Source organism: Pseudomonas sp. LF-5, from assembly GCF_037626295.1.
GTDB classification, from domain to species: domain Bacteria; phylum Pseudomonadota; class Gammaproteobacteria; order Pseudomonadales; family Pseudomonadaceae; genus Aquipseudomonas; species Aquipseudomonas monsensis.
Genome location: NZ_JARKMT010000002.1, coordinates 89343 through 102445, shown reverse-complemented (window position 1 = coordinate 102445; position 13103 = coordinate 89343). Strand labels below are relative to the sequence as shown.

11 protein-coding genes are annotated in these 13103 nt (G+C 61.0%); 9 read left to right on the top strand and 2 right to left on the bottom strand.

What is annotated here, in order from left to right; all coding sequences use genetic code 11:
- The first annotated feature begins 68 nt into the window (after positions 1-68).
- Positions 69-1274, top strand: a complete 1206-nt coding sequence (locus PseuLF5_RS07540; protein WP_340133304.1) for an aminotransferase class V-fold PLP-dependent enzyme — start codon at positions 69-71, stop codon at positions 1272-1274.
- Complete coding sequence (locus PseuLF5_RS07535) at positions 1271-1675, top strand: SufE family protein (protein WP_123465064.1); 405 nt, start codon at positions 1271-1273, stop codon at positions 1673-1675. The genes PseuLF5_RS07540 and PseuLF5_RS07535 overlap by 4 nt, the downstream gene beginning before the upstream one ends.
- A 115-nt stretch (positions 1676-1790) precedes the next feature.
- Here PseuLF5_RS07535 and tcdA read toward each other — a convergent pair whose 3' ends face one another.
- The gene (gene tcdA, locus PseuLF5_RS07530) at positions 1791-2603 is read right to left on the bottom strand and encodes a tRNA cyclic N6-threonylcarbamoyladenosine(37) synthase TcdA (protein ID WP_371921385.1); all 813 of its coding nucleotides are present in this window, start codon (positions 2601-2603) and stop codon (positions 1791-1793) included.
- A gap of 220 nt (positions 2604-2823) precedes the next feature.
- Here tcdA and PseuLF5_RS07525 point away from each other — a divergent pair, with 220 nt between their 5' ends.
- From PseuLF5_RS07525 to PseuLF5_RS07510, 4 genes are all read left to right on the top strand, one after another.
- Positions 2824-5415, top strand: a complete 2592-nt coding sequence (locus tag PseuLF5_RS07525) for a glycosyltransferase (protein ID WP_123465060.1) — start codon at positions 2824-2826, stop codon at positions 5413-5415.
- Positions 5416-5653: 238 nt separating this feature from the next.
- Positions 5654-6805, top strand: coding sequence for a succinyl-diaminopimelate desuccinylase (gene dapE, locus PseuLF5_RS07520; RefSeq protein ID WP_123465058.1), 1152 nt, complete (start codon positions 5654-5656; stop codon positions 6803-6805).
- Entirely contained in the window at positions 6805-7614 is an 810-nt protein-coding gene (locus PseuLF5_RS07515; protein WP_123465056.1) for a putative RNA methyltransferase, read from the top strand. The genes dapE and PseuLF5_RS07515 overlap by 1 nt, the downstream gene beginning before the upstream one ends.
- A gap of 75 nt (positions 7615-7689) precedes the next feature.
- A complete protein-coding gene (locus PseuLF5_RS07510; RefSeq protein ID WP_039769649.1) occupies positions 7690-8067 on the top strand; it encodes a hypothetical protein in 378 nt (125 codons plus the stop codon).
- Between the two features lie 90 nt (positions 8068-8157).
- On the opposite strand, the gene PseuLF5_RS07505 is transcribed toward PseuLF5_RS07510, so the two are convergent.
- Positions 8158-8367 (bottom strand): cold-shock protein, encoded by a 210-nt coding sequence (locus PseuLF5_RS07505; protein ID WP_007908870.1) that lies wholly within the window; start codon positions 8365-8367, stop codon positions 8158-8160.
- Between the two features lie 237 nt (positions 8368-8604).
- Here PseuLF5_RS07505 and plsB point away from each other — a divergent pair, with 237 nt between their 5' ends.
- The 3 genes from plsB (at position 8605) to PseuLF5_RS07490 (ending at position 12326) form a co-directional block, all read left to right on the top strand.
- Positions 8605-11106, top strand: coding sequence for a glycerol-3-phosphate 1-O-acyltransferase PlsB (plsB, locus tag PseuLF5_RS07500; RefSeq protein WP_186745105.1), 2502 nt, complete (start codon positions 8605-8607; stop codon positions 11104-11106).
- A 104-nt stretch (positions 11107-11210) separates the two neighbouring features.
- The gene (locus PseuLF5_RS07495; RefSeq protein ID WP_123465052.1) at positions 11211-11609 is read left to right on the top strand and encodes a YbaY family lipoprotein; all 399 of its coding nucleotides are present in this window, start codon (positions 11211-11213) and stop codon (positions 11607-11609) included.
- Positions 11610-11636: 27 nt separating this feature from the next.
- Complete coding sequence (locus PseuLF5_RS07490) at positions 11637-12326, top strand: DUF4197 domain-containing protein (protein WP_123465050.1); 690 nt, start codon at positions 11637-11639, stop codon at positions 12324-12326.
- The last annotated feature ends 777 nt before the right edge of the window (positions 12327-13103 follow it).

Genomic DNA, 13103 nt, shown 5'->3' with positions numbered 1-13103 from the left:
CCTTCGCGAGCAGGCTCGCTCCCACAGTGTCTTGTGTACATCCCGCCCAAGTTCACAGGGCTGAACAAATGATGATTCCCTCCCCCTGGCGCTCCGACTTTCCGGCCATCGCCGCCCTGCAACGGCAAGACCAGACCTATCTGGACAACGCCGCCACCACGCAAAAACCGCAAGCCCTGCTTGACGCACTGACGCATTACTACGCCAACGGCGCGGCCAATGTGCATCGTGCGCAGCACCTGCCCGGCGCTCACGCGACGCAGGCGTTCGAAGACAGTCGGCTCAAGGTGGCCCAGTGGCTGAATGCCGGTGACAGCGGGCAGATCATCTTCACTCACGGCGCCACCAGTGCGCTGAATCTCCTGGCCTATGGCCTGGAACATCTTTTCCACCCGGGCGATGAAATTGTCATCAGCGCCCTGGAGCATCACGCCAACCTGCTGCCGTGGCAGCAACTGGCGCAGCGGCGCGACCTGAAACTGGTGATCCTGCCGCTGGATGACGCCGGTTTGATCGACCTCACGGCCGCCGTGCATCTGATCGGGCCGCGTACACGTTTGCTGGCGGTCAGTCAGTTATCCAATGTGCTCGGTGCCTGGCAGCCATTGCCAGCGCTATTGGGCATGGCCAAGGCACAGAACGCCCTGACCGTGGTCGATGGCGCGCAAGGTGTGGTGCACGGTCGCCACGACGTGCAGGCGCTGGGTTGTGACTTCTATGTGTTTTCCAGCCACAAGCTGTACGGCCCCGATGGCCTCGGCGTGCTGTTCGGGCGCAACAAGGCGCTTGAGCAACTGAAGCCCTGGCAGTTCGGCGGCGAAATGGTGCTGGAAGCCAATTATCACGATTCACGTTTTCGCCCTGCTCCGCTGGGTTTCGAGGCGGGTACGCCGCCGATCGCCAGCGTGATCGGCCTCGGTGCGACCCTCGACTACCTGGCCGGCCTGGACCAGGACGCAGTGTCCGCGCACGAAGCGGCGCTGCATGACTATCTGCTCAAGGGCCTGCACGCTCGCAATGGCATCCGTCTGCTGGGCAAGCCGCAACTGGCGTTGGCCAGTTTTGTCGTCGAAGGCGTGCACAACGCCGATCTGGCGCACCTGCTGACCGAGCAAGGCATCGCCGTGCGCGCCGGGCATCACTGCGCCATGCCGTTGCTGAAAAGCCTGGAGCTGGCCGGGGCGATTCGTGTTTCGCTGGCGTTGTACAACGATTCCGAGGATCTGGAACGCTTCTTCGAAGCGCTGGATCAGGCGCTGGAGTTGTTGCGATGAGTCTGCCGCCCGCCGCTGCCGAAGCGCTGCACACTTTTCAGAATGCCGCCGGTTGGGAACAGCGTGCGCGGTTGCTGATGCAGTTTGGCGATCGCCTGCCACCGCTGGACGATGCAGATAAAAACGACGCTAACCGCGTGCATGGTTGTGAAAGCCAGGTGTGGTTGCTGGGCTCGCTGAATGACGGCCACTGGCAGTTTTCGGCAAGTAGTGATGCGCGGATGATTCGCGGGTTGGTGGCGTTGTTGCTGTTGCGGGTCAATGGTCTGAGCGCTGCTGAATTGCAGCAAGTGGATCTGCCGGACTGGTTCAACGAACTGGGGCTTTCGCGGCAACTCTCGCCTTCGCGCAGTAATGGTCTCAATGCCGTACTGCAGCGGATGAATGAGTTGGCAGGTTAATCGCCATCGCTGGCAAGCCAGCTGCCATAGGGCTCTATGGTCTTCACAAATGCAGTGAACCAACCAAATACCTGTGGGAGCTGGCTTGCCAGCGATGAGGCCATAAGCCCCGACATCAAACCTGAGGCTTGAGCCGATCCGCCGGGCGCCGGACACCCGCCACAATCTTGTCCACCGCCTTGGTCGCCGCGACCATGCCGAATGTCGCCGTCACCATCATCACCGCGCCAAACCCGCCGGCGCAGTCGAGCTTCACGCCATCGCCGACAAAACTCTTCTGCAAACAGATACTGCCGTCCGGTTTCGGATAGCGCAGCTGTTCGGTGGAGAACACGCACGGCACGCTGTAATGGCGGGTCACGGTGCGCGAGAAGCCGTAGTCGCGACGCAAGGTCGAACGCACTTTTGAAGCCAGTGGATCGTTGAACGTACGGTTCAGGTCGCACACCTGAATCAACGTCGGATCAATCTGCCCGCCCGCACCGCCGGTGGTGATGATCTGGATCTTGCGCCGCTTGCACCAGGCAATCAGCGCAGCCTTGGCGTTGACCGCGTCGATGCAGTCGATCACGCAGTCAATGTTCGGCGTGATGTATTCGGCCATGGTCTCGCGGGTGACGAAATCGGCCACGGCGTGCACCGTGCAGTCCGGGTTGATCCCGCGCAGGCGCTCGGCCATCACTTCGACCTTGGGTTTGCCAACGGTGCTGTCCAGCGCATGCAACTGCCGGTTGGCGTTGCTGACGCAGACGTCGTCGAGGTCGAACAGCGAAATCTCGCCGACACCACAGCGGGCCATGGCTTCCGCCGCCCAGGAGCCGACGCCACCGACGCCAACGATCGCCACATGGGCCGCGCGCAGGCGCTCGAGACCCTCGATGCCATACAAACGGGCGATGCCTGCAAACCGTGGATCTTCTGTACTCATGACCATTACCCCAAAAACCGGCGCGCATTATAGGGCTACGCAGCGACAAGTTTTAACCTTCGAGCTAAAAGTGTAAGAACTTAAGTCAAAGTCGGATGCCCAATATCCGGCATTTCCTTGTCTGGTGTACGACTAGTGGAGTGCCGGTGTAGGATTCGCGCCCTTTTGGCGTAAGCCGATCCGTTCCTTCGTTCCACAGCCTTTGGAACCCGAAATAGCTATGTCATCGCGTAAATTTGGTCTCAACCTGGTGGTGGTTCTGGCAATCGCCGCCCTGTTCACCGGTTTCTGGGCGCTGATCAACCGCCCGGTCTCCGCGCCCAACTGGCCGGAGCAGATTTCCGGTTTCTCCTATTCGCCATTCCAACAGGGACAATTCCCACAGAAGGATCAGTATCCGACTGACGATGAAATGCGCCGCGACCTGGAGATCATGAGCAAGCTGACGGACAACATCCGCATCTACTCGGTCGACGGTTCGCTGCAGGACATCCCGAAACTGGCGGAAGAGTTCGGTCTGCGCGTGACGCTGGGGATCTGGATCAGCCCCGACCAGGAACGCAACGAGCGGGAAATCCAGCGTGCCATCGAACTGGCGAACACTTCGCGCAGCGTGGTTCGCGTGGTGGTCGGCAACGAAGCGATCTTCCGCAAGGAAATCACCGCAGAACAACTGAGCGTGCTGCTTGATCGCGTGCGGGCGGCCGTCAAGGTGCCGGTGACCACCTCCGAGCAATGGCACGTCTGGGAAGAACACCCGGAGCTGGCCAAGCACGTCGACCTGATCGCGGCGCACGTCCTGCCCTACTGGGAATTCATTCCCGTGGACAAGGCCGGGCAGTTCGTCTTCGACCGCGCCCGCGACCTGAAAAAGCTGTTCCCGAAAAAACCGCTGCTGCTGTCCGAGGTCGGCTGGCCGAGCAACGGTCGCATGCGCGGTGGCGCCGATGCGTCGCCGGCGGATCAGGCGATTTACCTGCGCACGCTGGTCAACAAACTTAACCGTCAGGGCTTCAACTACTTCGTGATCGAAGCCTTCGACCAGCCATGGAAGGCCAGTGACGAAGGTTCGGTGGGCGCCTACTGGGGCGTATTCAATGCCGCGCGTCAGCAGAAGTTCAACTTCGAAGGCCCGGTGGTGGCGATCCCGCAATGGCGCGTACTGGCCATCGGTTCGGTGGTGCTGGCGCTGCTGTCGCTGACCCTGCTGATGATCGACGGTTCGGCCCTGCGTCAGCGCGGCCGTACCTTCCTGACCTTTATCGCGTTTCTCTGCGGTTCGGTGCTGGTGTGGATCGGCTACGACTACAGCCAGCAATACAGCACCTGGTTCAGTCTGACCGTGGGTTTCCTCTTGGCGCTGGGTGCGCTCGGGGTATTTATCGTGCTGCTCACCGAGGCCCATGAACTGGCCGAAGCGGTGTGGATTCACAAGCGGCGACGCGAATTCCTGCCGGTGATCGGTGATTCGGACTATCGACCGAAAGTCTCGATTCACGTGCCCTGCTACAACGAGCCGCCAGACATGGTCAAACAGACCCTCGATGCCTTGGCTGCCCTCGATTATCCGGACTATGAAGTCCTGATCATCGACAACAACACCAAAGACCCCGCCGTCTGGGAGCCGGTGCGCGACTACTGTGAAACCCTGGGGCCGCGCTTCAAGTTCTTCCACGTCTCACCCTTGGCCGGGTTCAAGGGCGGCGCGCTGAACTACCTGATTCCGCACACCGCCAAGGACGCCGAAGTGATCGCGGTGATCGACTCCGACTACTGCGTGCACCCGAACTGGCTCAAGCACATGGTGCCGCACTTCGCCGATCCGAAAATCGCCGTGGTGCAGTCGCCGCAGGATTACCGCGACCAGAACGAAAGCACCTTCAAGAAGCTCTGCTACGCCGAATACAAAGGCTTCTTCCACATCGGCATGGTCACCCGCAACGACCGTGACGCGATTATCCAGCACGGCACCATGACCATGACCCGCCGCTCGGTTCTGGAAGAACTGGGCTGGGCCGACTGGTGCATCTGTGAAGACGCCGAACTGGGTCTGCGCGTGTTCGAAAAAGGCCTGTCGGCGGCGTATTACCACGACAGTTACGGCAAGGGCCTGATGCCGGATACCTTCATCGACTTCAAGAAACAGCGTTTCCGCTGGGCTTACGGCGCGATCCAGATCATCAAACGCCACACCGGCAGCCTGTTGCGCGGCAAGGACACCGAACTGACCCGTGGTCAGCGTTACCACTTCCTTGCGGGCTGGTTGCCGTGGGTCGCGGACGGCATGAACATCTTCTTCACCGTCGGCGCGCTGTTGTGGTCGGCGGCGATGATCATCGTGCCGCAACGGGTCGATCCGCCGCTGCTGATTTTCGCGATCCCGCCGTTGGCGCTGTTCGTGTTCAAGGTCGGCAAGATCATCTTCCTGTACCGTCGCGCCGTCGGCGTGAACCTCAAGGATGCGTTCTGCGCGGCACTGGCCGGGCTGGCGTTGTCGCACACCATCGCCAAAGCGGTGCTGTACGGCTTTTTCACCAGCAGCATTCCGTTCTTCCGCACACCGAAAAACGCCGACAACCATGGCTTCTGGGTGGCGATTTCCGAAGCACGGGAAGAGCTGTTCATCATGTTGCTGCTGTGGGGCGCGGCGCTGGGGATCTACCTGGTGCAAGGCATTCCGAGCAACGACATGCGCTTCTGGGTGGCGATGCTGCTGGTGCAGTCGCTGCCTTACGTCGCTGCACTGATCATGGCGTTCCTCTCGTCGCTGCCGAAACCTTCGGCGGCGCCTGAGCCGGCGCCTGTCGTCTAATTCCTCGACGAAGCACTAAACGGCGGCCAATGGTCGCCGTTTTGCTTTAAGATAACCGCCATTTTGCGGGGCTTGGCGTGATACGCGGTGTAACTGACCGAACCCAATCCCTGTGGGAGCGAGCTTGCTCGCGAAGGCTTTGTAACATTCAACCCTTATGTTGCCTGATACACCGCTTTCGCGAGCAAGCTCGCTCCCACATTGGCCCTCGCTCAAATTCATGATCCCGGAGTTTTCCATGACGGCCCACGCCGACCTTTCGCCGACCCTCCAACTCGCCATCGACCTGATCCGCCGCCCGTCCGTGACGCCAGTCGACGCCGATTGCCAGAAGCAGATGATGCAGCGCCTGGGCGATGCCGGTTTCACCCTGGAGCCGATGCGCATCGAGGATGTGGATAACTTCTGGGCCACCCACGGCAACGACGAAGGCCCGGTGCTGTGCTTCGCCGGCCACACCGACGTGGTGCCGACCGGTCCGGTGAGCGCCTGGCAGATCGACCCGTTCAACGCCGTCATTGATGAACACGGCATGCTCTGCGGCCGTGGCGCAGCGGACATGAAAGGCAGCCTGGCGTCGATGACCGTGGCCGCCGAGCGCTTCGTCGCCGACTACCCGAACCACAAAGGCAAGGTCGCGTTCCTGATCACCAGCGACGAGGAAGGCCCGGCGCACCACGGCACCAAGGCGGTGGTGGAACGTCTGGCAGCGCGCAACGAACGTCTGGACTGGTGCATCGTCGGCGAACCATCGAGCACTACCCTGGTCGGCGACGTGGTGAAAAACGGTCGGCGCGGCTCCCTCGGTGCCAAGCTCACTGTTCGCGGTGTTCAGGGCCATGTGGCCTACCCGCATCTGGCGAAGAACCCGATCCACCTCGCCGCCCCGGCGCTGGCCGAACTGGCCGCCGAGCACTGGGATCACGGCAACGATTTCTTCCCGCCGACCAGCTTCCAGATTTCCAACGTCAACTCCGGCACCGGCGCGACCAACGTGATCCCGGGCGATCTGGTGGCGGTGTTCAACTTCCGCTTTTCCACCGAATCGACCGTCGAAGGCCTGCAGAAGCGCGTGGCCGACATCCTCGACAAACACGGTCTGGACTGGCACATCGACTGGGCGCTGTCCGGCCTGCCGTTCCTCACCGAGCCGGGCGCGCTGCTCGACGCGGTGTCGTCGAGCATCCGCGACATCACTGGCCGCGAGACCAAGGCGTCCACCAGTGGCGGTACGTCCGATGGCCGTTTCATCGCGACCATGGGCACCCAGGTGGTTGAGCTGGGCCCGGTCAACGCGACCATTCACCAGGTCAACGAGCGCGTGCTGGCAGCCGATCTCGACGTACTGACCGAGATCTACTACCAGACCCTGATCAAGTTGCTCGCCTGATGCTCGCGTGCCCGATCTGCAGTGAACCGCTGAACAGCGTGGACAACGGCGTGGTCTGCCCTGCCGGCCACCGCTTCGACCGTGCGCGTCAGGGTTATCTGAACCTGTTGCCGGTGCAGCACAAAAACAGCCGCGATCCCGGCGACAACCAGGCCATGGTCGAGGCGCGCCGCGACTTCTTGAATGCCGGGCATTATGCGCCGGTGGCCAAACGCCTGGCCGAACTGGCGGCGAGTTACGCCCCGGATCGCTGGGTCGATATCGGTTGTGGCGAGGGTTACTACACCGCACAGATCGCCGAGGCTTTGCCGAACGCAGATGGCTACGCGCTGGACATCTCCCGCGAAGCCGTCAAACGCGCCTGCAAGCGCAACCCGGCCCTGACCTGGTTGATCGCCAGCATGGCCCGCGTGCCGTTGGCGTCGGGCAGTTGCCAGTTTCTCGCCAGCGTTTTCAGCCCGCTGGACTGGGAAGAGGCCAAGCGCCTGCTCAGTGTCGGCGGCGGCCTGATGAAGGTCGGCCCGACCAGCGGCCATCTGATGGAACTGCGCGAACGGCTGTACGACGAAGTGCGCGAATACACCGACGACAAGCATCTGGCCCTGGTGCCCGAAGGCATGGCGCTGGCGCACAGCGAAACCCTGGAATTCAAACTGACGCTGGACAAGCCCGAGGATCGCGCCAACCTGCTGGCAATGACACCTCACGGCTGGCGCGCCAGTGCCGAGCGTCGTGCAGCGGTGATCGAACAGGCCGAGCCGTTCGTGACCACCGTGTCGATGCGCTACGATTATTTCGTTCTTCAATAACTTTTGGTCTCGGGCGAGTGCCCGGGGCCGGCTAAATCCGCGAATGGATTTTTCAGACCCGCAGTGAGGACATCCATGCGCCAACCGGATATCGAGATTTACCTGAAAGACGCCGACGTCGACCACAAGGCCATTTCCGCCTGGCTCGGCGCCGCGCTGGGCCCGTGCAGCGACTGGGTACAGAAAGGCCAGACTTACAAATGCAAGGCCGGCAACATCCCGGTGACCTGGCTGCCGAAAGCCGTGGGCAAGTGGAACAGCCTGTACCTGGAAAGCGATGCGACCCCATGGGACGACGACATCGCCTGCGCCCGCGCCGCCTTTGCCGCGTTGAACGTGGAGGTGCGTTGCGCGCCAGGAACGTGGGTTGAAGAAGAAGGTGAAGAGACGGCGGATCGCTGGATTCGCATCAGCGCCGATGGTGAAGAAGAGATCACCTGGAAAACTGCTTAACAGCAGCTGCAAGTTACGAGCTGCAAGCTGCAAGTCTCAAGCTGAACGGCTTGTAGCTTGTAGCTTGTGGCTTGCAGCTTGAAACCGCTGTTACAAGCCGACTACATCCTCAGCCTGCAAACCCTTCTCGCCAGTAATCACTGCGTATTCAACCTGCTGGCCTTCAGTCAGCGACCGGTGCCCTTCGCCGCGAATCGCGCGGTAGTGCACGAACACGTCCACCCCGTCTTCGCGCTGAATAAAGCCGTAGCCCTTGGCGTCGTTGAACCACTTCACATTGCCGGTTTCACGTGTTGCCATCTGTTCATACTCCTTTTTTATTATTGAACAGGCTTTTCGCAGGAAAGCCTTCGCGGAACGTCAGCCTGCGTCCGACGTCCATAAAAGGGCCCCGGCGACAGACCGCCGAGTATATGACAGGTGCGAAAAGTCTCAACAGGAGATTACTTCGCCGCTTTTTTGCCGATTTTCGGTGAATACGGCAAACTGTCGACCTCCCGAGCAAACGCTCGGTTTATCAACTCACGCAGAAGCCGTATGACCCGTTCCCCGTTCCGCCGTCTTGTGTTTGGCACCTTGCGCCGACTGTTGTATCTATGGGTGCGATCCGAGACGATCAACCAGTCGTCGTTCACCCTCAACCTCGACCGCAGTCGTCCGGTGTTCTACGTCCTGCAAAACCCTTCACTGACCGATCTGGCCGTGGTCGACACCGAGTGCACCAAGGCTGGCCTGCCGCGTCCGGTGCTGCCGGTGTCGGTCGGTTCGCTGATCGAGCCGGCGGCGTTTTTCTATCTGACGCCGGACCCCGACTGGCTCGGTCGCCAGGATAAACGCGGCGCACCGCCAACCCTGACCCGTCTGGTCAGCGCCCTGACCCAGAATGCCGCCGAAGACGCACAGATCATTCCGGTCAGCGTGTTCTGGGGCCAGTCACCGGACAGCGAAAACAGTCCGTGGAAGTTGCTGTTTGCCGACAGCTGGGCCGTGACCGGGCGCCTGCGTCGCCTGCTGAGCATCATCGTCCTTGGCCGCAAGACCCGCGTGCAGTTCTCGGCGCCGATCCACCTGCGCGAACTGATCGAACATAACAAGGGCCACGAACGCACGGTGCGCATGGCTCAGCGCATCCTGCGCGTGCACTTCCGCAATCTGAAAGCCGCCGTCATCGGCCCGGACATTTCCCACCGCCGTAACCTCGTCAAAGGCCTGCTCAACCAGCCACTGGTCAGGCAAGCGATCGTCGAAGAGGCCGAGCGCGAGAACATCTCCCTGGAAAAAGCCAAGGCCCAGGCCCTGCGCTACGGCAACGAGATCGCCTCGGACTACACCTACACCGCGATCCGCTTCCTCGAAGTGGTGCTGAGCTGGTTCTGGAACAAGATCTACGACGGCATCAAGGTCAACCACATCGAAGGCGTGCAGAAGGTCGCCCAGGGTCACGAAGTGATCTACGTGCCGTGCCACCGCAGCCACATCGACTATCTGCTGCTGTCGTACTTGCTGTTCCGCAACGGCCTGACCCCTCCGCACATCGCCGCCGGGATCAACCTGAACATGCCGGTGATCGGCAGCCTGCTGCGCCGTGGCGGCGCGTTCTTCATGCGCCGCACGTTCAAGGGCAATCCGCTGTACACCTCGGTGTTCAACGAATACCTGCACACCCTGTTCACCAAAGGTTTCCCGGTCGAGTACTTCGTCGAAGGTGGCCGCTCACGCACCGGGCGCATGTTGCAACCGAAGACCGGCATGCTCGCCATCACGATGCGCAGCTTCCTGCGTTCGTCGCGGATGCCGATCGTCTTCGTGCCGGTGTACATCGGTTACGAGCGCGTGCTGGAAGGTCGTACCTACCTCGGAGAACTGCGTGGCGCGAGCAAGAAGAAAGAATCGATCTTCGACATTTTCAAAGTCATCGGCGCGCTCAAGCAACGTTTCGGCCAGGTAGCGGTGAACTTCGGCGAACCGATCAAACTCGCGGAATTCCTCGACAGCGAACAGCCGGGCTGGCGCCAGCAGGAACTCGGTCCGCAGTACAAACCGGCATGGCTTAACGAAACCACCAACCGCCTCGGCGACAAAGTCGCGCAACACTTGAACGAAGCGGCGGCGATCAACCCGGTCAATCTGGTGGCGCTGGCATTGTTGTCGACCACCCGCCTGGCGCTGGATGATCGCGCGATGGCGCGGGTGCTGGATCTGTACCTGGCCCTGTTGCGCAAGGTGCCGTACTCGCCACACACGACCTTGCCGGAAGGCGATGGCCGCGCATTGATCGAGCACGTGAAGGACATGGATCTGCTGTCCGAGCAGAACGACGCCCTGGGCAAAATTCTCTACCTGGACGAGCAGAACGCCGTCCTGATGACCTACTACCGCAACAACGTGCTGCACATCTTCGCCCTGCCGGCACTGCTGGCGAGCTTTTTCCAAAGCACGTCACGCATGAGTCGCGAACAGATCCTGCGCTACACCCGCGCGCTGTATCCGTACCTGCAATCGGAGCTGTTCATTCGCTGGACGCTGGACGAACTCGACGGGGTCGTCGATCAGTGGCTGGAAGCGTTCGTCGAACAGGGGCTGCTGCGCTTCGAGAAAGAGCTGTACTTGCGACCGGCACCGAGTTCGCGGCATTTCGTGCTGCTGACCTTGCTGTCGAAAAGCATCGCGCAGACGTTGCAACGCTTCTACATGACGGTGTCGTTGCTGCTCAACGCCGGCCAGAACAGCATCAGTGCCGAAGAGCTGGAAGACCTCTGCACGGTCATGGCCCAGCGCCTGTCGATCCTGCACGGCCTCAACGCTCCGGAATTCTTCGACAAGAGCCTGTTCCGCCACTTCATCCAGACCCTGCTCGACCTCGACGTTCTTCGTCGCGACGAAGCCGGCAAACTGAGCTATCACGAACTGCTCGGCGAACTGGCCGAAGGCGCGGCCAAACGCGTGCTGCCAGCGGAGATTCGCTTGTCGATCCGCCAGGTGGCGTTGCACCGCAGTGAAGATGCAGCAGACCAACCGACCAGCCAGTCCGAAGCCTGATGCAATACCTGTAGGGGAGAGCCGGCTCGCGGTGGGGCAGACAACAGGGATGTTGAACCGCCTTCGCGAGCAAGCCCGCCCCCCACATTGAAAGGAGATTTACCATGAAAAAACTCACCGTTCTCGCTGCCGCTGCCCTGCTCAGCGCCTGCCAGTCGACCACCCCCGCCGGCAAAGTCGGCCTCGACGGCGAAGTGTTCTACCTGCAACGCATCGCCCTGCCACCGAGCGCGACCCTGAGCGTGAGCCTGCAAGACGTGTCGCTGGCCGATGCACCGGCGGTGGTCCTCGATGAACAAAAAGGCCCGGTCAAAGGCCAGGTTCCGTTGCCGTTCCACTTGAGCTACGATCCGGCCCAGGTCAAACCCGGCCACCGTTACTCAGTCAGCGCGCGCATTGAAGTCAACGGCGAGCTGATGTTCATCACCACCGAAAACCACGCCGTGCAACTCGACGGCAACGACCCGCAACCGCTGAAAATCCGCGTCGACGCTGTTCGTTAATTCATTTTCTGCAACAAGGAAGCCGCCATGCTCCGCCCTACCCTTCGCTTCGCCGGCCTGTGCGCAGGCCTGATGATCTGCGCCAACGCGATGGCACTGTCGCTTACCGACCTGTCGCAACAAGACGCCGCCGGCGGCCTCAAGGATGCGCTGGCTCAAGGCGCGCAAATCGCCGTCAAACAACTCGGCACCCCGGGTGGGTTCAGCAATAACCCGGACGTGAAGATCGAATTGCCGGGCAAACTCGGCAAAGCCGCCAGCAAAATGAAAGCCTTCGGCATGGGTGCCCAGGTCGAAGAACTGGAAACCGCCATGAACAAGGCCGCCGAATCCGCCGTGACCCAGGCTCAGCCCATCCTGATCGACGCCGTGAAAAAAATGAGCGTGGCTGACGCCAAAGGCATCCTCAGCGGCGGCAAAGATTCGGCCACTCAATACCTGGACAAATCCAGTCGCGAACAGATCCGCGCCAAATTCCTGCCGATCGTCAAACAAGCCACTGACAAAGTCGGCGTGGCCCAGAAATACAACGCCTTCGCCGGCCAGGCCGCCACCTTCGGCGTCGTCGACGCCAAGAGCGCCAACGTTGAAAACTACGTCACCGAACAAGCGCTCAATGGCCTGTTCGAAATGATCGGCAAACAGGAAGAAACCATCCGCCAGAACCCGGCCGCTGCCGCGACCAGCCTGGCGAAGAAAGTGTTCGGGACGCTGTAAACCCCGAACGACAAAAAGCCCGCTGACCTCCACCGGCTCAGCGGGCTTTTTTGTGGGCGCCATTGTTGCGGATCGACTTGATCGAGGCTCACTCCTACAGTTGGATCGTGAGCAGTCTGCTAGAGACTGGTCGGCTGTCAGGCCGCCATCGCTGGCAAGCCAGCTCCCACAATTTTCATTGGGTGTATGCAGATAGAGATTGGGAGGCTGGGCGGGCCTCATCGCCAGCAGGCTGGCTCCTACAGTTAATTGCGTACATCGGCAAAAAACAGGTCGGCTGTCAGGCGCCTTCGCGAGCAGGCTCACTCCTACAGTTGGATCGTGAGCAATCTGTTAGAGATTGGTCGGCTGGCGGGCCGTCATCGCTGGCAAGCCAGCTCCCACAATTTTGACTGGGTGTATGCAGATAGAGACTGGGTGACTGTGCGGGCCTCATCGCCAGCAGGCTGGCTCCTAAAGTTAATTGCGTACATCGGCAAAAAACAGGTCGGCTGTCAGGCCGCCATCGCTGGCAAGCCAGCCCCCACAGAAGCGCACGAGCAAAACGCGCGCACCTCATCCCGCCTCGCTTCTCACCACTCAACAGGATGAGCGTTAGCTCGGCTGCAGCTTTTGATCTTGACCTCCCACAGTTTGGAAAGAGAGATTGGGAGGCTGTGCGGGCCTCATCGCCAGCAGGCTGGCTCCTAAAGTTAATTGCGTACATCGGCAAAAAACAGGTCGGCTGTCAGGCCGCCATCGCTGGCAAGCCAGCCCCCACAGAAGCGCACGAGCAAA

Bases quoted from the DNA above. Each gene is read 5' to 3' on its own strand.
- PseuLF5_RS07540 (WP_340133304.1), top strand. From the start codon at position 69: ATGATGATTCCCTCCCCCTGGCGCTCCGACTTTCCGGCCATCGCCGCC.
- PseuLF5_RS07535 (WP_123465064.1), top strand. From the start codon at position 1,271: ATGAGTCTGCCGCCCGCCGCTGCCGAAGCGCTGCACACTTTTCAGAAT.
- tcdA (WP_371921385.1), bottom strand. From the start codon at position 2,603: ATGAGTACAGAAGATCCACGGTTTGCAGGCATCGCCCGTTTGTATGGC.
- PseuLF5_RS07525 (WP_123465060.1), top strand. From the start codon at position 2,824: ATGTCATCGCGTAAATTTGGTCTCAACCTGGTGGTGGTTCTGGCAATC.
- dapE (WP_123465058.1), top strand. From the start codon at position 5,654: ATGACGGCCCACGCCGACCTTTCGCCGACCCTCCAACTCGCCATCGAC.
- PseuLF5_RS07515 (WP_123465056.1), top strand. From the start codon at position 6,805: ATGCTCGCGTGCCCGATCTGCAGTGAACCGCTGAACAGCGTGGACAAC.
- PseuLF5_RS07510 (WP_039769649.1), top strand. From the start codon at position 7,690: ATGCGCCAACCGGATATCGAGATTTACCTGAAAGACGCCGACGTCGAC.
- PseuLF5_RS07505 (WP_007908870.1), bottom strand. From the start codon at position 8,367: ATGGCAACACGTGAAACCGGCAATGTGAAGTGGTTCAACGACGCCAAG.
- plsB (WP_186745105.1), top strand. From the start codon at position 8,605: ATGACCCGTTCCCCGTTCCGCCGTCTTGTGTTTGGCACCTTGCGCCGA.
- PseuLF5_RS07495 (WP_123465052.1), top strand. From the start codon at position 11,211: ATGAAAAAACTCACCGTTCTCGCTGCCGCTGCCCTGCTCAGCGCCTGC.
- PseuLF5_RS07490 (WP_123465050.1), top strand. From the start codon at position 11,637: ATGCTCCGCCCTACCCTTCGCTTCGCCGGCCTGTGCGCAGGCCTGATG.